We start from the raw sequence: 18,551 nt of genomic DNA on the forward strand, positions 1-18,551 counted from the left end.
TTTACGATGCTTTTTGTCCTTTTAAATACACTGATTCAATTTGATTATTTCCAAAACTATATGGTATAAAACTATAGCTAGGTATTTTTTTGGTGATGAAAAAATTGGCTTTTTTACCTTTTGTAATACTACCAACTTCATTAGATAAATTCATTGCAAAAGCTCCATTTATGGTTGCTGCATTTATGGCTTCTTCTGGTGTCATTTTCATTTTAATACAAGCTGTAGCAATAACAAAATTCATGTTTCCTGATGGAGTAGAACCAGGGTTGTAATCTGTAGCTAAAGCTAAAGGTAAGTTTGCGTCAATAATTTTTCTTGCGGGTGTGTATGGAATGCTTAAAAAATAAGAACAAGAAGGAAGTGCCACAGGAATTGTATTTGCATTCTTTAAAATTTCTAAATCATTATCCGATAATACTTCTAAATGATCTACAGATAAAGCATTATATTTAACAGATACTTTTATACCTTCTATAGAATTAAATTGATTAACATGTGTTTTGGCAATCAATCCATATTTTTTTCCTGCAGATAAAATTCTATCTGTATCATCAACTGAAAAATAACCAATTTCGCAAAAAACATCAACAAAATCGGCTAAATTTTCTGCTGCAATTTTTGGCAACATTTCATCAATAATTAAATGGATATAACCTTCTTTATTATTTTTAAATTCAGCAGGTATTGCATGTGCACCTAAAAAAGTTGCTTTTATTGGAATGTTGTAGTTTTCTTTGAGTTTTTTTATTACTCGCAACATTTTTAATTCAGCATCTACAGTTAAACCATAACCAGATTTTATTTCAATAGCACCTGTTCCTAAGACAATAACCTCTTCTAATCTTTTTGCAGATTGTTGGTATAATTCTTCTTCTGAAGATTCTTGTAATTTTTTAGCAGAGTTTAAAATTCCTCCTCCATTATTGGCAATTTCTTCATAAGATAAACCTTTAATTCTATCTACAAATTCCTGTTCTCTATTTCCAGCATAGACTATGTGAGTATGAGAATCGCACCAAGTTGGCAGTATCATTTTGTCAGAACAATCAACTTTTTTATCAAAACTACATTCTGTTAAATCTGACATTTTTCCGTAGTCGAAAATAATATCATCTTTAATTATTAAAAAGGCATTTTTAATAGTTGGTAAAATATTCATTTCTTTACCAGAAACTTTTTTTATAGAGGCTTCTCTAACTTGAACTAATTCTTTGATGTTGATGAATAACTGTGTCATTAGAAAAATTTATTTTTTTACAAAATTACATAATTTGCTTTATAAAAAAATCCGAAGTGAGACTTCGGATTATTGATGTTTTAATATTCAATTTTATCTTGTTTTTTAGACCATTTTTGAAATGGTTCTAGAGCAATTTCACGCCCAACTTGTTCAAATGGAATACTTCTTTTTTCATATGGGAGTGGGATTTCTTTATAAATAAACTCATCATCAAAACCAATATTAGCGGCATCAACTTGGTTACTTCCATAGAAAACTTTATCAGGTCTTGCCCAATAAATAGCACCTAAACACATAGGGCAAGGTTCGCAAGAAGTGTAAATAACACAACCATCTAATTGAAAAGAGCCAATATTTTTACAGGCATCTCTAATTGCAGTAACTTCTGCATGTGCTGTAGGGTCATTTGTTGAAGTAACTTTGTTATTTCCACGTCCAATAATTTTTCCATCTTTAACAACGATGCAGCCAAAAGGTCCACCTTCATTATTACTCATTCCTTTTAAAGCTGCTTTTACAGCTTCACTCATAAATTCTTCGTGATTTGTCATATTCTTTATTATTTTAAACTTCCAGTCATTTCTTCTGGTTTTACCCACTCATCATATTGTTCTGGAGTCACATATCCTAAACGTACTGCTTCTTCTTTTAAGGTTGTTCCGTTTGTATGTGCGGTATTTGCTATTTCTGCAGCTTTATAGTATCCTATTTTTGTATTTAAAGCCGTAACTAACATTAAAGAGTTGTTTACTAATTCGGTAATTCTTTTTTGATTAGGCTCAATTCCAGCAGCACAATTTATATCAAAAGAAACACAAGCATCTCCAATTAATTGAGCAGATTGTAGAACGTTTGCAGCCATCATTGGTTTAAAAACATTTAATTCATAATGCCCTTGGGTTCCACCAACAGTTACCGCTACGTCATTACCCATAACTTGTGCACACACCATTGTTACTGCTTCTGCTTGTGTTGGATTTACTTTTCCTGGCATAATAGAACTACCTGGTTCGTTTGCAGGAATTATGATTTCTCCAATTCCAGATCTTGGTCCAGATGCCATCATTCTAATGTCGTTTGCAATTTTATTTAAAGAAACTGCAATTTGTTTTAAGGCTCCATGAGTTTCTACTAAAGCATCATGTGCTGCTAAAGCTTCAAATTTATTTTCTGCTGTTATAAAAGGCATTCCTGTAAATTTTGCAATGTATTTTGCAACTAAAACATCATATCCAGTAGGTGTATTTAATCCTGTACCTACTGCTGTACCTCCTAAAGCTAATTGAGATAGGTGTTCTAAAGTATTTTTTAATGCTTTTAAACCAAAATTTAATTGAGCGACATATCCAGAAAATTCTTGACCTAAAGTAAGTGGAGTTGCATCCATTAAATGTGTTCTACCAATTTTTACAACATCTTTAAATGCTTCAGATTTTGCTTTTAAAGTATCTCTTAATTGTTCAATTCCTGGAATTGTAGTTTCAACAATTTTTTTATAAGCAGCAATGTGCATTCCTGTAGGAAATGTATCATTTGATGATTGTGATTTATTTACATCATCATTTGGTTGAATGGTTTTTTCACCTTCACCAATAATATTTCCTGCAATTTCATGTGCTCTGTTGGCAATTACTTCGTTCACATTCATGTTAGATTGCGTACCAGAACCTGTTTGCCAGATAACTAATGGAAACTGATCATTTAATTTACCAGCTAAAATTTCATCACAAACTTGTGCAATTAAATCTCGTTTTTCTTCAGCAAGAACACCTAATTCACAATTGGTAAAAGCAGCAGCTTTTTTTAAATAAGCAAAGCCATAAACAATCTCTAAAGGCATAGATGCTGGGGCTCCAATTTTAAAATTGTTTCTAGAACGCTCTGTTTGTGCGCCCCAATATTTATCTGCAGGAACTTTTACTTGTCCCATTGTGTCTTTTTCTATTCTGTATTTCATGATATAATTGTGTAAATTAAGAAAGTACAAATTTACAAAAAGTATGACAAAACCTTATTAACAAACGACTTTAATTAGTGTTGAAAAATTTTAACTTTTGATGGTAAAGTTTGAAAATATGTGTTATTTTTGCATTAATAATTTTTCAAAAAGAGACAAATGTTAGATTTTTCAGAATTTTCAGGATTGGTTTTATTCATGTTTATTTTTACAACAGGATTTTGGTTGTTAATATTCTTATTAACATTTGTAGTTCCTTATTGGATTGGTGGAACTATTTGGGAAAATATGAAATTAAAAAAAGAAGCAAGAAAAGCTGCTGAAGAGAAGTAGTTTAAAAAAATAATATTAAAATAAAAAACTCGTTCAATTTTTTGAAGGAGTTTTTTTGTGGGTTTGAGTGAGCGCGTTAGGGATTGAAATGGAAATCCTTTTGCGAGGAACGAGCTAAAGATTGTATTGGAAAGCCCGTTCAACGCCCAAATGATTATCCACCAAATTCTTCTCCACCACCATCATTATTTTCTCCTCCCGGTTTTTCCATTTTCTTCTTTTGATTAAAACGATATGTAAAGTTTAAAGAAATTTGACGAACCCTCCATTGAAATTCTTGATTATTTATACTTGTTGGGTTGTCTATACTAGGGTTGTATGAAGTAGATTGTCTTTTTCTAGAATTAAAAACATCGCTTACATTTAATACTAATGAACCTTTATCTTTAAGAATGTCTTTGCTAAAAGCTAAGTTTGTAGAAAATATGCCTTTTGTATCTGATTGTGCGGTTTTGTTAGCTCCTCTATAAAACAATCTTGTTTGCCATTGAATTTTACCAGGTAAACTTACCATAGAGTTAAATCTTGCAAACCAACTTCCGTTAGAGTTATCTAAATTCTGAACTTCTGGAGTAGTTACAACATTTCCAAAATTGTCTAATTCATATTTTTGATATAAATAGTTTCCGTTAGTCTCGATTTGAAAAAGATTGAAACTACCTGAAAAACGCAATTTTTTAGAAGGATTATAATTTGCTGTAAATTCAAATCCATATCTATCTTCTGACGCTAAATTAATAGGTTCTCTGATGGTAACAATTTCGTTTTCTCCACCAGGACCTACGGGTCTAATTTCATCTCTAGAGACTCTAGAAATAACATCTGTAGAGTGTTGATAATATATGGAAGAGTTAATGGTAAACTTTCCTAGTTTTTGTAAGAAACCTAAATCAAATGAATTGGTAAATGTTGGTGTTAATCCAGCATTACCTTTAAAGATAACATTTTGACTACTTCTAGATTCAAAAGGGTTTAAATACCAGAATCTAGGTCTTCTTAATCGTCTACTGTATCCTAATGTATAACTTCTGTCTTCTGTTTGCTCGTAACCTATATTTATTGTTGGAAATAATTCTTTGTAATTATAATCGAAGTTTTCATTTGTGTTTAGAAGTCTTACTTTAACATCCGTAATTTCTGCTCTTAAGCCTAATAAAAGAGATATTTTATCGAACTTAGTTCCGTATTGAGTGTAAAAAGCATTTACTTTTTGATTGAAAACTAAATTATTTGAGGGATCAGGACTTAAAGTTGGAGTTACTATAAAATCTGAAGTTAAATCTTGAAAGTCTCCACGGTAACCTGCTTCGAATTGAGATTTTTCTCCAATAGGTAAAACATAATCTGCTTGAAGTAAAGTGTTTTTAGACTTTTCTGTAGTTAAATTATTTTCAATACCTGAAGCATCATTTATGATGGCACTTTCCGTTTCTTCACTATCACTATATTGAAAGTCTAAAGTTAATTTTTGTCCTTTCTCATTGATGTTATTAGTATAGTTTAAAGAATATTGTTTTGTTTTATCAGATTCATCTTCATCTTGAATTCTAATATCACTTGTATTTGTATTATTTATAGCATCTAAAACATTAATATTGTTTGTAGAAGTGCTTCCGTTATCGGAATCTCTAATAAAGAATGTACCGGTAATAGAGCTATTTTTAGTTAAATAATACTCTAAACCAAAGTTACCGTTAAATCCAGAGTTTTTTCTTTCGAATTCTCTTTCTTCTGTTCTTGTATTTTGTAAAGTTCCGTTAAAATATGCTTCTAATTCGGTAAAAGAACTACCTGGACCTTTTCTATAGCTATACCCTAAATTTGTAAAAAAGTTATATTTTTTTGTTCTATAATTAATGTTAGGAGAGATTTGAAATTGATCTGGATTTCCAGCATTTAGGTTAAGAGAACCGTTAAAACCCGTTACTTTTCCTTTTCTTAGAATAATATTTAAAATACCGGCAGTTCCTTCTGCATCATATCTTGCAGATGGAGATGTAATTACTTCTACTCTTTCTATTGCTTCTGCGGGTAATTGTTTTAATGCATCTCCACTTAAACCTACCAATGCAGATGGTTTTCCGTCAATTAAAATCCTAACATTTTCACTTCCTCTTAAACTAATATTTCCTTCTACATCTACATCTACAGATGGTACATTGTCTAAAACATCAGAGGCATTTCCTCCTTTTACTGTCATGTCTTTTCCTACATTGTAAATACGTTTGTCTAATCTTATTTGTACTGTAGATTTTTCAGCTATAATAACCACTTCATCTAAGCTACTTGAATCTTCAACAAGTTTTATAGTACCAAAGTTTTTATTTTCTGTTAAAGTTTGTGTTGGTAGTTTTGTAGATTTAAATGATATAAACTCTACACTAATTTCGTAGTTTCCTTTTGGAGTTTTGATGCTAAATAAACCTTTTTCATCTGTAATTCCTCCTGTTACTTTTTTTGTTTTGGTGTTCTTTAAAACAATTGTAGCATATTCTAAAGGTTGATTGGTGTTTGAGTCAACAACTTTACCTGTAATGGAAATGCTTTCTACATCAGAAGGACTTTGCGCAGATAAAAAATTGATTGTAAATAGACAGAAAACTAATAGTGTAATTTTTTTCATATGGATCTTTGAATCGTTATTCTTATAAAGATGCAAAGTTCTTGTTAACTTTAATTTAGTGTAGTTAAAGAAACGTTAAAGAAAGACTAAAGTTTAAGTTGTTAAATAATAGACAAAATACTTTCTGTAGGTCTACCAATTACGGCTTTATTGTTATTGATTACAATTGGACGCTCTATTAATTTAGGGTTTTTAATCATAGCGTTTACAATTTCATCATCAGATAATTCTTTTCCTTTATAATTTTCTTTCCATATTTTTTCGTTTTTTCTTACAAGATCTATAGGAGATATGTTTAATAACTTAATAATCTCTTTTAATTCTTTTGCTGACGGTACGTCTTCTAAATATTTTACAATTTTAAATTCTTTTCCAGATTTTTCTAAAATTTCTAATCCGCAGCGAGATTTACTACATCTATTATTGTGATATATTTTAATCATTATTTATCTAATTTTAAGATTTCTTTATTTGTGCTATAAAAGTATCTAATTTGTAGAGAATCAAATTGATTACTCACAAAACTTTTTCTTAATTTTTCTGTTGGATATTGGATGTTTGATAAATCTAATAATGTATGAAATGTATTTGTTGAAGAAATTCTTGAGTGTATATTTTTGTTTAAATTACTAATTTTGTTAGTGTATTCTTTTTTATATTTTTTTGAAGTCCAAATAATAAGAGGAACTTCAATTTCATATTTTGTTGGATTTATATAACCATGAAGGAGTTTTTTGTTTTCATCATCGTATAAGTTTTCTCCATGATCAGAAATATAATATAAAAATGATACTGCATTTTGTTTTTTAATTTGATTTATAAAATTGCTAATCACATAATCTGTGTATAAAATAGAATTGTCGTAACTATTTATTAATTCTTTCTTTTTAGAAATATCGTTAGTATTTTCTATTGATAAAGATCTGTTTAATGTAGGTTTAAATTTTTGATAAGAATCTGGATACCTATAATTATATCTAAAATGACTTCCTAGGGTATGAATTACAATGAATTTTTTCTTAGTTGTAGTATCATCTAAAATATCTTGTAAGACTGGAAATAATGTTTCGTCATAATTGGCTGCATCTAACGAAACAGAAGTGTTTTTGTAAACATCAGCTAAACTAGAGTAAAAACCAAAAACACTACCAACGCCTGTAGATTGGTTGCTTATCCAATAAGTTTTAAAACCAGCTTCTTTGTAGCCATTAATAATTGCAGGTTCAGTAAATTTAAGTTGTGGTTTTTGTGGGGTTGCTCTGGTAAAAATAAACGGAATACTTAGAGATGTTAAATTTGCGGTAGTATTGGCGTTTTTAAAGGCAAAAACATTTGAAAGTGTATCTAAATTAGGCGATGTTTTTCTAGAGTAATTATATAGACTAAAGTTATGTTTTCTTGCAGTTTCACCAATTACCAAAACATAAATTTCTTGATCGTTTAGAGTATCTTTTTTTGTTGTGTTAAAACGAAATTTTTCTATGCTTTTTTTATAATTTTTTTTCTCTTGTATTCCTTTATAAGCTTCATTCAGTTTAAATAAAATATCTAGAGGAAAAACTTTGTTTAATTGTACTTTTAGTGAATAATTTGCAGCGCTAAATGTTTCTTTTCTATTGTTATTTAGTTTTTTAGCAGCCATATAATTTCTAATGTATAAAACCGAAAAGAAGCTAAAAATAAAAGTAAAAATTATTTTTTTTGTTTTTAAACTAAGCTTAAAATTTTTATTGGTTTTAAAACTGATAAATACAAGAAGAATAAATAAAACAAAAGCCCAAATACTCGAAATAATATTACCTCTCACTAATTCAACTATTTCATAATAATTTGTAAGAAAAATAGTAGCCACAGTTTCTTCTGATGATGGAGCTTTAAAATGATTAATTATAGAAGTTTCAAAAAGAATTAGCGGTAATAATATGATAGAAAACCAACTATAGTATTTAGGTTTTAAAAAAATTAAAGGCGTAATAACGATAGCAAAACATAAAATGCCAAAGACTATTTTTTTTAAAAGAGATGCTACAACAGAATCTTCACCAATTACAACAAGTAAAAGATTCGGAATCATTACAACAAGAATCATTATTGTAAGATATAGAAACTGTTTTTTTGAATTATTTTTTTTGTCCATTTAACATTAGATAAGCTTTTAAAAACGAATTGATATTTCCATCCATAACTGCATCAACATTTCCAGTTTCGTGTGCAGTTCTTACATCTTTAACTAATTTATATGGGTGCATCACATAATTTCTTATTTGACTCCCCCATTCATTTTTCATTTTGTTTGCTTCAATATCTTGTCTTGCTGCTTGTTGTTTTTGAAGCTCAATTTCATATAACTGAGATTTTAACATTTGAAGTGCTGTAGCTCTGTTATCGTGTTGAGAACGAGAATTAGAACACTGAATTTGTATGCCAGTGGGTTTGTGGGTTAATTGAACTTTGGTTTCAACTTTATTTACATTTTGCCCTCCAGCTCCACTAGAGCGTGCAGTAGTAATTTCTATTTCGGCAGGGTTGATTTCAATTTCAATAGAATCATCTGCAACCGGATACACATACACCGAAGCAAAACTTGTGTGACGCTTTGCATTCGAATCAAACGGAGAGATACGTACCAATCTATGTACACCATTTTCTCCTTTAAGCCAACCAAATGCATAATCTCCATCAATCTCTACGGTTACAGTTTTTATTCCTGCAGAGTCTCCTGCTTGGTAATTTAAAGTTTTTAATTTAAAGCCTTGTTTTTCAGACCACATTGTATACATTCTAAAAAGCATTTCTGCCCAATCACAACTTTCTGTTCCTCCAGCACCTGCAGTAATTTGTATAACAGCAGAAAGTGAATCTCCTTCTTCCGAAAGCATGTTTTTAAATTCAATGTCTTCTAAAAAAGTACTTGTCTTTTCAAACTGTTCTTCTAATTCGCTTTCTTCAACTTCACCTTCTTTAAAGAACTCATAAAGTACATTTAAATCTTCATTTAAAGATATTGCCTTATTATAGTCTTCCACCCATTTTTTCTTAAAACGGATTTCTTTCATTATAACCTCAGCAGCTTTTGGATCATTCCAAAAATCAGGGTTGGCTGTTTTTTCTTCTTCATTTGCTATTTCAATTAACTTCTTATCTATTTCTAAATAAGACTTTAATTTATCTATTCTTGTTGCAATATCTTTAAGTTGGTCTTGTGTAATCATAAGTTGAACAAAAATAAATGAAATTTTAAGATTTCTTGTTTTAAAAGGTGATAGTTATTTTATAGATTTATAGAAAATATACCAGACATGAAAAAACTATTACTTCTTCTTTTTGTTATTACTGTTTCTGTTGATGGATTTTCGCAATTCTTTAGAGATAAAACTGGTAATAAATTACAAAAAGGAATTACAAAATACGAGGGGTATTTTACCTTTTATTATGATGATACTAAAGATAAAATTTTTCTTCAAATAAATAATTTAGAAACAGATTTTTTATATGTACGGTCACTTTCAGAAGGAATTGGATCTAATGATATTGGTTTAGATAGAGGTCAGTTAGGTGGAGGAGTTGTTGTTCATTTTAAAAAAGCTGGAAATAAGTTATTGTTAATACAGCCCAATCAAAATTTTAGAGCAATTACTGATAATAAAGAAGAAAAGCAATCTGTAAAAGAAGCATTTGCAAAATCAGTTTTACATGGTTTTGTGATTAAAAATGAGGAAAAAGGTGTTTTTTTAGTTGATGCAACTGATTTTTTGATGAGAGATGCACATGGAGTTTCTGCAAAGTTGACTAGAAGTAAACAAGGAAATTACAGTTTAGATAAAAATAAATCTGCTTTTCATTTAGAAAGAACGAAAGCATTTCCTAAAAACGTAGAGTTTGATGTATTATTAACTTTTAGAGGTGCTCCTAAGGGATACAACATTAGAAGTGTAACACCAGATGCAAGCTTGGTTACTGTACATCAGCATCATTCTTTTGTAGAATTACCAGATAATAAGTATAAACCAAGAAAGTTTGATCCTCGTTCTGGAGGGTATCCAATGTCTTATTTAGATTATGCAACACTTGTAAATCAGTCAATTAAAAAACAATTTATATATAGACATCGTTTAGAAAAGAAAAATCCAAATGCTACTGTTTCTGAAGCCAAAGAACCAATTATTTATTATTTAGATAGAGGAACTCCAGAACCTGTGCGTTCAGCATTATTAGAAGGTGGAAGTTGGTGGAATCAAGCTTTTGAAGCTATTGGTTATAAAAATGCTTTTCAAATGAAAATGTTACCTAAAGGAGCAGATCCTTTAGACATACGATATAATATGGTGCAATGGGTACATAGGTCTACAAGAGGTTGGAGTTATGGTGCTAGTATTTCTGATCCAAGAACTGGAGAAATTATTAAAGGTCATGTTAGTTTAGGTAGTTTAAGAATTCGTCAAGATTTCTTAATTGCGCAAGCATTACAAGCTCCTTATGTAAATAATAACACAGCTGATGATTTTGCTTTAGAAATGGCAGTTGCAAGAATTAGACAATTGTCTGCACATGAAATTGGACATACTTTAGGGTTTGCGCATAACTTTGCTGCAAGTACAAATGGTAGGGCTTCTGTAATGGATTATCCGCATCCTAAATTTAGTTTAAAAGATGATGGAAGTATAGATTTTTCGGATGCTTATGATACTAAAATAGGGGCTTGGGATAAAGTAATTGTAGCTTATTTTTATCAAGATTTCCTGAAAAATGAAGAGAAAGAATTAAATAGCATTTTAGAAAATGCAACTGCAAAAGGATTAAAGTATTTATCAGATGCTGATGCTAGGCCTCAAGGAAGTGCAAGTGTTTCTGCTCATTTGTGCGATAATGGTGATAATATTTACGATGAATTATACAATGTTTTAAAAATTAGAAGAACAGCAATTGTTAATTTTTCTACGGATAATATAAAAACAGATCAACCGTATTCTGTATTAGAAGATGTATTTGTTCCTCTGTATTTTTTTCATAGATTTCAGACAGAAGCAACTGTTAAAATTATAGGAGGTTTAGAGTATAGTTATGCTGTTAAAGGAGGAAAAGGAACCATTGTAAAAAGAGTTTCGGGAACAATAGAAAGAATTGCTCTACAAGCTGTTTTAAAAACAATTGCAGTTGATGAAATTGCCATACCAAAAGAAAAATTAGCATTATTTCCACCAAGAGCAATGGGATATGGTAGAAGTCGAGAATCTTTTAAAAGTAATTTAGGTGTTGAGTTTGATGCTTTTGGAGCAGTAGAAACGGCAAGTGAAATGACATTGAATTTGTTATTAAATCCACAAAGAGCTTCTCGATTAATTGTACATAAAAGTTTAAATAAAAGACAATTAGGTTTAGAGGAGTTGTTGGATGAATTGATAGCTAAAACCTTAAAAAAATCTCATAAAGATAATTACTATCAAGAACTGCAAAATGTAATTAATAGTAAGGTTTTAGAACAATTATTTTATTTGGCATCCTACAAAAATCAATACAAACAGGTAAATGCAATTGTATTATCTAAGCTGGGGGATATCAAATTAATTTTACAAAATAAAAAGTCAATTGGAGTTCAAAAAATATATGATAATTCAATGATCAAAATGATTGATGATTTTGAGAAAAACCCAATGAAATTTACAAAAAAAGGAGCACCAAAAATTCCAGATGGTTCTCCTATTGGGACTGATTATAAATATTAAAAAAACAGAAATGATAATAGATTTAATTTCAGATACAGTAACTAAGCCAACAAAAGAGATGTTGGCAGCAATGATGAATGCAGAAGTTGGTGATGATGTTTTTAAAATGGATCCAACGGTAAATGCATTGCAAGAAAAAGCGGCAAAATTATTTGGAATGGAAGATGCGCTTTTTTTTCCTTCTGGAACCATGGCAAATCAAGCTGCTATAAAACTACATACACAACCTGGAGATTTAGTGATTTGTGATAAATATGCACATATTTATAATTATGAAAGTGGTGGAGTAGCTTTTAATTCTGGTGTTACTTGTAAGTTAGTAGATGGTAATAGAGGTATGTTTACAGCGAATCAAATGGAAGAAATGGCAGCTGTACAACCCGAAATTTATTTGCCTTATACGAAACTCGTTTGCATAGAAAATACTACAAATAAAGGCGGAGGTGCTTGTTGGGATTTTGAAGAAATAAAAAAAATACAAAAAGTTGCTAAAGAAAATAATTTAGGTTTTCATTTAGATGGCGCACGTTTATTTAATGCTTTGGTAGCAAAAAATGAAACTCCAAAACAATATGGAGCCTTATTTGATACAATTTCTATATGTTTATCAAAAGGATTAGGAGCACCAATTGGTTCTCTTTTATTAGGTTCTAAAAAAGATATCAAACATGCTTTAAGACTTAGAAAATTGTTAGGTGGTGGAATGAGACAAGTTGGTTTTTTAGCTGCAGCAGGTATATATGCTTTAGATAATCACGTAGAAAGATTAGCAGAAGATCATCAAAAAGCAAAAGAAATAGGAGCCGTGTTAGCAACTGTTTCTTATGTTACAAAAGTAGAACCGATTGAAACAAATATTGTAATTTTTTATGTTGATAAGAAAATTGGTGATACAAATTTCATTAAAAAAATGGAAACTAAAAATATTCTATTAACTCCTATGGGAGAAGGGAAAATAAGAATTGTTACGCATATAGATTATACTAATGAGATGCATGAAATCCTTCTAAAAGAGTTAAAAAATTTTAACTAAAAGAGTTAATCTATGTTATTCAATTTGGCTAATTCTTTATAGTTCCTATTTAATTTTTTTAGTAAAATTCCATAAAGTAATTGGTAGAATAACCATAAGATTCCTAAACCAATTATAGTTATTACTAATGTTAATAAAATAATTAGCAATATTTGTTTTGTATTTAATTCTTCAATCTTTAAATTTATTTCAGCTACCATTACAATAATCATTGTAATTGCCATATAACTTAAATTAAAAAGAACATAGTTTCTAACTGTTTTTCTAGTTTTAATAATTTTTTTCATTAAAACTCTAGTAGAATCTGAAGTAGATATTTTTTGATAGTTTAAATAAAACAGAACCAAGTAATAGAATATAATTACGTAGGCTAAGACTTGAGAATAGTGTATAAAATTTTCTAATCCAATTTTTTTATACTCATTGTAAGCTTCTTCCATATCTACAAAAAAGTACAAAGAATTTAAAACTACAAACTCAAGAATACCAATAATAAATATCCATTTTACAATTGAAGAAGATTTAGATTGCGCCAATTTGTAAATTTCTAAAGCAGAAAGTTTATTGGTTTCTTCGGGTTGATTGCCCCACGCTTTTTTATAATTTTCTAATAAATCCATAATTATGGGTTTAAAATGTTTTTTAATTTTTCTTTAGCTCTGTTCATTTTTACTCTTGCATTTACACTAGAAATCCCTAATGTTTCAGAAATTTCTTTATAAGGCTTGTCTTCTAAGTATAAGAAAATAAGAGCTTTATCAATATCATTCAATTGATGAATTGCTTTATATAATGCTTTTAATTGTAACTCTTCAGTATCATCATAATCCGTAGATTTAATTTTATAAGCAAAATCACTAATATCTTGCGTTTTTACCGTTCTGGTAGATTTTCTGTACAGTGAAATAGCTGTATTTAAAGCTACTCTATACATCCAGGTGCTAAACTTAGAATCACCTCTAAATTTTGGATAATTTTTCCAAAGCTGTATAGTTATCTCTTGAAATAAATCTTTATGAGCATCATTATTTGTAGTATATATTCTACAAATTTTATGAGCAATATTTTGATTTTTTTCAAAGTCCGATAAAAATTTATCTTCTAAATCTTTTTGCACTTGCTAGTTTGGTTAGTTACTTATTAGTAGCGTAAAACTATAAAATGTTACAAATTAATTGAACTAAAATTAATTTATTTAACTTTGTTGAATAATAAATCAATTATATTGAACAATATTAAGCAAGATTTTACTATTAAAGACCTAGAAAATATTTCTGGAATCAAAGCTCATACAATTAGAATCTGGGAAAAACGCTATAATTTACTTACCCCAAAAAGAACCAATACTAATATTAGATATTATTCAAATGAAAATTTACAGAAACTTTTAAATATTGTTTTATTAAATAATAACAATTTTAAGATTTCTAAAATAGCTGCTATGTCTAATGAGGAAATTCTTCTTAAGTCTAGAGAATTAGCTTTTAATGTTGCTGTAAATGATGAAGCTATAAATTCATTGAAATTATCAATGCTTCAGTTTGATAAAGTTATTTTTAATAAAACATTTCATAAATTACAACAGAAGAAAACGTTTAGAGAAATTTTTAAAGAAGTTTTTATTCCTTTTTTAAATCACATTGGAATGTTGTGGCAAACAGAAACACTACTTCCTGCTCATGAGCATTTTATTTCAAATTTAATTGCCCAAAAAATTCAAATTAATACAGAAAGATTACAATATAATATTTCTGAATCAGATAAAATATTTGTTTTGTTTTTGCCTGAAAACGAAGTGCACGAACTAGGATTATTATATATAAATTATGAACTTGTTTTAAGAGGATATCATACTATTTATTTAGGTCAAAGTTTGCCTTTAAATAACTTAGATCATTTTTTAAAGAATGATAAAGAAATTTGTTTTATTACCTCACTTACCATTATGCCCTTTGATGATAAAGTTGAAGAATATTTTAATCAAATAAATCATGTTTTAGAAAATACTAATCATAAAATGATTGCTACTGGTAAAAAAGTAGGATTATTAAATAGAAATAAATTTTCATCAAAAATCACCTTTCATTCTTCAATATTAGACGTGTTAAAAGAATTGTAATTGTATTGAAATACTTATTTTTGTTTAATTTTTTTGTATATTTGTTAAACAAAAATAAATATGAGAAAAGAAGTATATATAATTGGTTCTGGTTTTTCGGCTTTAGCGGCATCTTCTTACTTAGCTAAATCTGGTTATAAGGTTACTGTTTTAGAGAAAAATGATAGTTTAGGGGGGAGAGCAAGGCAATATAAAAAAGAGGGATTTACGTTTGATATTGGACCTTCTTGGTATTGGATGCCAGATGTTTTTGAACGTTTTTTTGCGGATTTTGATAAAAAACCATCCGATTATTACGTGTTAGATAAATTAAATCCCGGATACGAAGTGTATTTTGGAGAAAATTCATCATTAAAAATATCCAGTAAATTAGAAGAGATTTATCAGCTTTTTGAAGAGGAAGAAAAAGGAAGTAGTAAGCATTTAAAAACGTTTTTAGATTCTGCAAAAGCAAATTATGATACAGCAATTAAAGATTTGGTGTATCAACCCGGAGTCTCTCCATTAGAATTGGTAAATACTACAACCATTGCAAGAGTTTCTCAGTTTTTTTCAACTATCAAAAAACAAGTCAGAAAAAATATTAAGAATCATAAATTAATCAAAATTTTAGAATTCCCTGTATTATTTTTAGGAGCAAAACCAAGCAATACACCTGCTTTTTATAATTTTATGAATTATGCCGATTTTGGTTTAGGAACTTGGCATCCAAGAGGAGGTATGTATAAAGTGATAGAAGGAATGATTTCTTTAGCAGAAAGTTTAGGCGTACAATTTAAAACCAATGCGAATGTTGAAAAAATAATAACCGATACTTCAAAAAATGTTACTGGTTTGTTGGTGAATGGAAAAGAAATTAAAACAAATTTGGTTTTAAGTGGAGCAGATTACCACCATACAGAAACCTTATTAGATAAAAAAGTAAGACAATATTCTGAGAATTATTGGAGCAATAAAACCTTTGCACCTTCATCCTTATTATTTTATGTTGGTTTTGATAAAAAAATAGAAAATGTAAGTCATCATACCTTATTTTTTGACTCAGATTTTGATTTACATGCAAAAGAAATTTATGACAATCCAAAATGGCCTACAGATCCATTGTTTTATGCAAATTTCACTTCAATTACAGATAAAACTTCGGCTCCAGAAGGAAAAGAAGCTGGTTTTTTTTTAATTCCTCTAGCACCAGGAATCGTAGATACAGATGAACTAAGAGAAGAATATTTTCATAAAATTTTAGATAGATTTGAGAAATTAACCAATCAAAAAGTAAAAGAAAATGTGTTATTTAAAAAATCATTTTGTGTAAATGATTTTAAAAGTGAATACAATTCTTATAAAGGAAATGCATATGGAATGGCAAATACGCTTTTACAAACCGCATTTTTAAGGCCAAAAATAAAAAGTAGTAAAGTAAAAAATTTGTATTTTACAGGACAGTTAACGGTTCCCGGACCAGGAGTTCCGCCAGCTTTAATTTCTGGAAAATTAGCCTCTGAATTAATCATTAAAAATCAACAATAATATGAAAGAGTTATTTGATAGTGTTTCTAATGATTGTAGTAAGTTAGTTACAAAGAAATATAGTACTTCTTTTTCTTTGGCGGTAAATATGTTATCACCAAAAATTAGAACAGATATATATAATATTTATGGTTTTGTGCGTTTTGCTGATGAAATTGTAGATACTTTTCATGATTATAATAAAGAAGAATTGATGCAACATTTTGAGAGAGATTATTATCTTTCAAAAAAACACGGAATTAGCTTAAACCCTATTTTAAATTCTTTTCAGCAAACGGTAAATAGGTATAAAATTCCTGATGAAATGGTACAAGCTTTCTTAAAGAGTATGAAAGCAGATTTGTATAAAGCAGAATATCAAACCAAAGAAGAATATGATGCTTATATTTATGGTTCTGCAGATGTGGTTGGTTTAATGTGTTTAAAAGTTTTTGTTGATGGTGATGAAAAAAGATACGAAGAGTTAAAAAATGCCGCAATGCGATTGGGGTCTGCTTTTCAAAAAGTTAATTTTTTACGCGATTTAAAAGATGATTTTGAAGTATTGAATCGCTCTTATTTTCCGAATATAAATTTGGGTGAATTAGACGCTGTTTCAAAACAACTGATTATTGATGAAATTGAAGGAGATTTTGATTTTGCCTATAAAAACGGAATTCTTAAATTACCTGTAGAAGCCAAATTTGGGGTGTATATGGCATATAGATATTATAAAAGGCTCTTAAAAAAGTTAAAGAAAGTTCCATCAGAAAAGATTATGGATACCCGAATTCGTATTTCCAATCCTATGAAAATTAATTTATTAGCAAGAAGTTACGTAAAATATAAATTAAACATTATTTAATGATATATGCATTAATTACTTTGGGTGTTTTTTTGTTGATGGAATGTGTTACTTGGCTAACGCACAAGTTTGTGATGCACGGTTTTGGATGGTATTTACATGCAGATCATCATCAACCTAAATATCAAGGAATTTTTGAGAAAAACGATGCTTATTTTATTGTTTTTGCAATACCAAGTATTTTACTTTTCTATTTTGGGACCTATACATCACACACTTATTTATTTTTTATAGGGCTCGGGATTTTGTTTTATGGAATTGCTTATTTCTTAGTACACGATGTGTTAATACATCAACGTTTTAAATGGTTTAAACATACCAATAATCGTTATTTAAAAGGATTGAGAAAAGGACATAAAATGCATCACAAACATTTAGGAAAAGAAGAAGGCGAATGTTTTGGAATGTTGTTTGTTCCTTTAAAATATTTTAAAAAACCCAAAATCTAATGCTTTTATATTTACTTTTGAATTTAGGTTCTTTTAGTATTCCATTTTTATATTCTTTTGAGAAAAAAATGCGATTTATTAAACATTGGAAATCTGTTTTCTTATCGTTAACAATCGTTTCCATTATTTTTTTAATTTGGGATGGAATTTTTACAGCCAGGGGTATTTGGGGTTTTAATCCGGATTATCACTTAAATATTTTACTTTTTGGAATGCCAATAGATGAATGGATGTTTTTCTTTTGTATTCCGTATGCAAGTATATTTATTCATTATTCATTAGCATACTTTAAACCTAATTTGGTGATTTCAGAAAAGGTTACTAAGTCGATTACTTTATTTTTTATTGTGATTTTACTTCCTGTAATTTTTATGAATACGGATAAAGCTTATACTTTTGTAAATTATATTTTTTTAGTTTTTGTTCTATTGATGGGCTTTTTCTTTGGAATAAAAGATTTACAACGATTTTATCTTTCGTTTTTGATTATTTTACTTCCATTTTTTATAGTAAACGGAGTTTTAACTGGCACAGGAATTGATGAACCTGTTGTTTGGTATAACAATGCAGAAAACTTAGGAATTCGTTTGTTAACAATACCTATTGAGGATATTGGTTATGCTTTTACCATGATTTTTTTAAATATTTTATTGATAGAAAAGTTCAAAAAAAAACCACAAATTCATAAATAAATTAGTGG

General features: G+C 28.9%; 17 protein-coding genes. 8 read left to right on the top strand and 9 right to left on the bottom strand.

What is annotated here, in order from left to right; all coding sequences use genetic code 11:
• Position 1: 1 nt before the first annotated feature.
• The 3 genes from hutI to fumC all read right to left on the bottom strand — a co-directional run bounded on the left by hutI (position 2) and on the right by fumC (position 3,200).
• Positions 2-1,240: an imidazolonepropionase gene (gene hutI / locus MC378_RS02015; protein WP_242177042.1), complete on the bottom strand. Its 1,239-nt coding sequence runs from the start codon at positions 1,238-1,240 to the stop codon at positions 2-4.
• Positions 1,241-1,320: 80 nt separating this feature from the next.
• Positions 1,321-1,794: a nucleoside deaminase gene (locus tag MC378_RS02020; RefSeq protein WP_242177043.1), complete on the bottom strand. Its 474-nt coding sequence runs from the start codon at positions 1,792-1,794 to the stop codon at positions 1,321-1,323.
• Between the two features lie 8 nt (positions 1,795-1,802).
• The gene (gene fumC / locus MC378_RS02025; RefSeq protein ID WP_242177044.1) at positions 1,803-3,200 is read right to left on the bottom strand and encodes a class II fumarate hydratase; all 1,398 of its coding nucleotides are present in this window, start codon (positions 3,198-3,200) and stop codon (positions 1,803-1,805) included.
• A gap of 159 nt (positions 3,201-3,359) precedes the next feature.
• Between fumC and MC378_RS02030 the strand changes: the two genes are divergently transcribed.
• Positions 3,360-3,533: a hypothetical protein gene (locus MC378_RS02030; RefSeq protein WP_242177045.1), complete on the top strand. Its 174-nt coding sequence runs from the start codon at positions 3,360-3,362 to the stop codon at positions 3,531-3,533.
• Between the two features lie 154 nt (positions 3,534-3,687).
• On the opposite strand, the gene MC378_RS02035 is transcribed toward MC378_RS02030, so the two are convergent.
• The 4 genes from MC378_RS02035 to prfB form a co-directional block, all read right to left on the bottom strand.
• Entirely contained in the window at positions 3,688-6,156 is a 2,469-nt protein-coding gene (locus tag MC378_RS02035; RefSeq protein ID WP_242177046.1) for a TonB-dependent receptor, read from the bottom strand.
• 101 nt (positions 6,157-6,257) lie between these two features.
• On the bottom strand, positions 6,258-6,599 hold the full coding sequence (gene arsC, locus MC378_RS02040) for an arsenate reductase (glutaredoxin) (protein WP_242177047.1): 342 nt from the start codon (positions 6,597-6,599) through the stop codon (positions 6,258-6,260).
• Complete coding sequence (locus tag MC378_RS02045) at positions 6,599-8,293, bottom strand: phosphoethanolamine transferase (RefSeq protein ID WP_242177048.1); 1,695 nt, start codon at positions 8,291-8,293, stop codon at positions 6,599-6,601. Before MC378_RS02045 ends, arsC begins: the two co-directional genes overlap by 1 nt.
• On the bottom strand, positions 8,277-9,368 hold the full coding sequence (gene prfB, locus MC378_RS02050; protein ID WP_242177049.1) for a peptide chain release factor 2: 1,092 nt from the start codon (positions 9,366-9,368) through the stop codon (positions 8,277-8,279). The genes MC378_RS02045 and prfB overlap by 17 nt, the downstream gene beginning before the upstream one ends.
• An 87-nt stretch (positions 9,369-9,455) precedes the next feature.
• Here prfB and MC378_RS02055 point away from each other — a divergent pair, with 87 nt between their 5' ends.
• Positions 9,456-11,879, top strand: a complete 2,424-nt coding sequence (locus MC378_RS02055) for a zinc-dependent metalloprotease (RefSeq protein ID WP_242177050.1) — start codon at positions 9,456-9,458, stop codon at positions 11,877-11,879.
• Between the two features lie 10 nt (positions 11,880-11,889).
• A complete protein-coding gene (locus MC378_RS02060) occupies positions 11,890-12,912 on the top strand; it encodes a threonine aldolase family protein (protein ID WP_242177051.1) in 1,023 nt (340 codons plus the stop codon).
• 5 nt (positions 12,913-12,917) lie between these two features.
• On the opposite strand, the gene MC378_RS02065 is transcribed toward MC378_RS02060, so the two are convergent.
• A complete protein-coding gene (locus MC378_RS02065) occupies positions 12,918-13,532 on the bottom strand; it encodes a hypothetical protein (protein WP_242177052.1) in 615 nt (204 codons plus the stop codon).
• Positions 13,533-13,534: 2 nt separating this feature from the next.
• Positions 13,535-14,029 (bottom strand): RNA polymerase sigma factor, encoded by a 495-nt coding sequence (locus MC378_RS02070; RefSeq protein ID WP_242177053.1) that lies wholly within the window; start codon positions 14,027-14,029, stop codon positions 13,535-13,537.
• 108 nt (positions 14,030-14,137) lie between these two features.
• Here MC378_RS02070 and MC378_RS02075 point away from each other — a divergent pair, with 108 nt between their 5' ends.
• Genes MC378_RS02075 through MC378_RS02095 form a run of 5 tightly spaced genes read left to right on the top strand, consistent with a single transcriptional unit; the run spans position 14,138 to position 18,543 of the window.
• The gene (locus tag MC378_RS02075; protein ID WP_242177054.1) at positions 14,138-15,031 is read left to right on the top strand and encodes a MerR family transcriptional regulator; all 894 of its coding nucleotides are present in this window, start codon (positions 14,138-14,140) and stop codon (positions 15,029-15,031) included.
• A 60-nt stretch (positions 15,032-15,091) separates the two neighbouring features.
• Positions 15,092-16,558, top strand: coding sequence for a phytoene desaturase family protein (locus MC378_RS02080; RefSeq protein WP_242177055.1), 1,467 nt, complete (start codon positions 15,092-15,094; stop codon positions 16,556-16,558).
• Between the two features lies 1 nt (position 16,559).
• The gene (locus MC378_RS02085; protein ID WP_242177056.1) at positions 16,560-17,402 is read left to right on the top strand and encodes a phytoene/squalene synthase family protein; all 843 of its coding nucleotides are present in this window, start codon (positions 16,560-16,562) and stop codon (positions 17,400-17,402) included.
• Positions 17,402-17,851 carry a sterol desaturase family protein gene (locus tag MC378_RS02090; protein ID WP_242177057.1) on the top strand — a complete coding sequence of 150 codons (450 nt, stop codon included), beginning with the start codon at positions 17,402-17,404 and terminating at the stop codon, positions 17,849-17,851. The genes MC378_RS02085 and MC378_RS02090 overlap by 1 nt, the downstream gene beginning before the upstream one ends.
• On the top strand, positions 17,851-18,543 hold the full coding sequence (locus MC378_RS02095; RefSeq protein ID WP_242177058.1) for a lycopene cyclase domain-containing protein: 693 nt from the start codon (positions 17,851-17,853) through the stop codon (positions 18,541-18,543). The genes MC378_RS02090 and MC378_RS02095 overlap by 1 nt, the downstream gene beginning before the upstream one ends.
• Positions 18,544-18,551: the final 8 nt, after the last annotated feature.

It is taken from the genome of Polaribacter marinus (genome assembly GCF_022662535.1).
GTDB lineage: Bacteria > Bacteroidota > Bacteroidia > Flavobacteriales > Flavobacteriaceae > Polaribacter > Polaribacter marinus.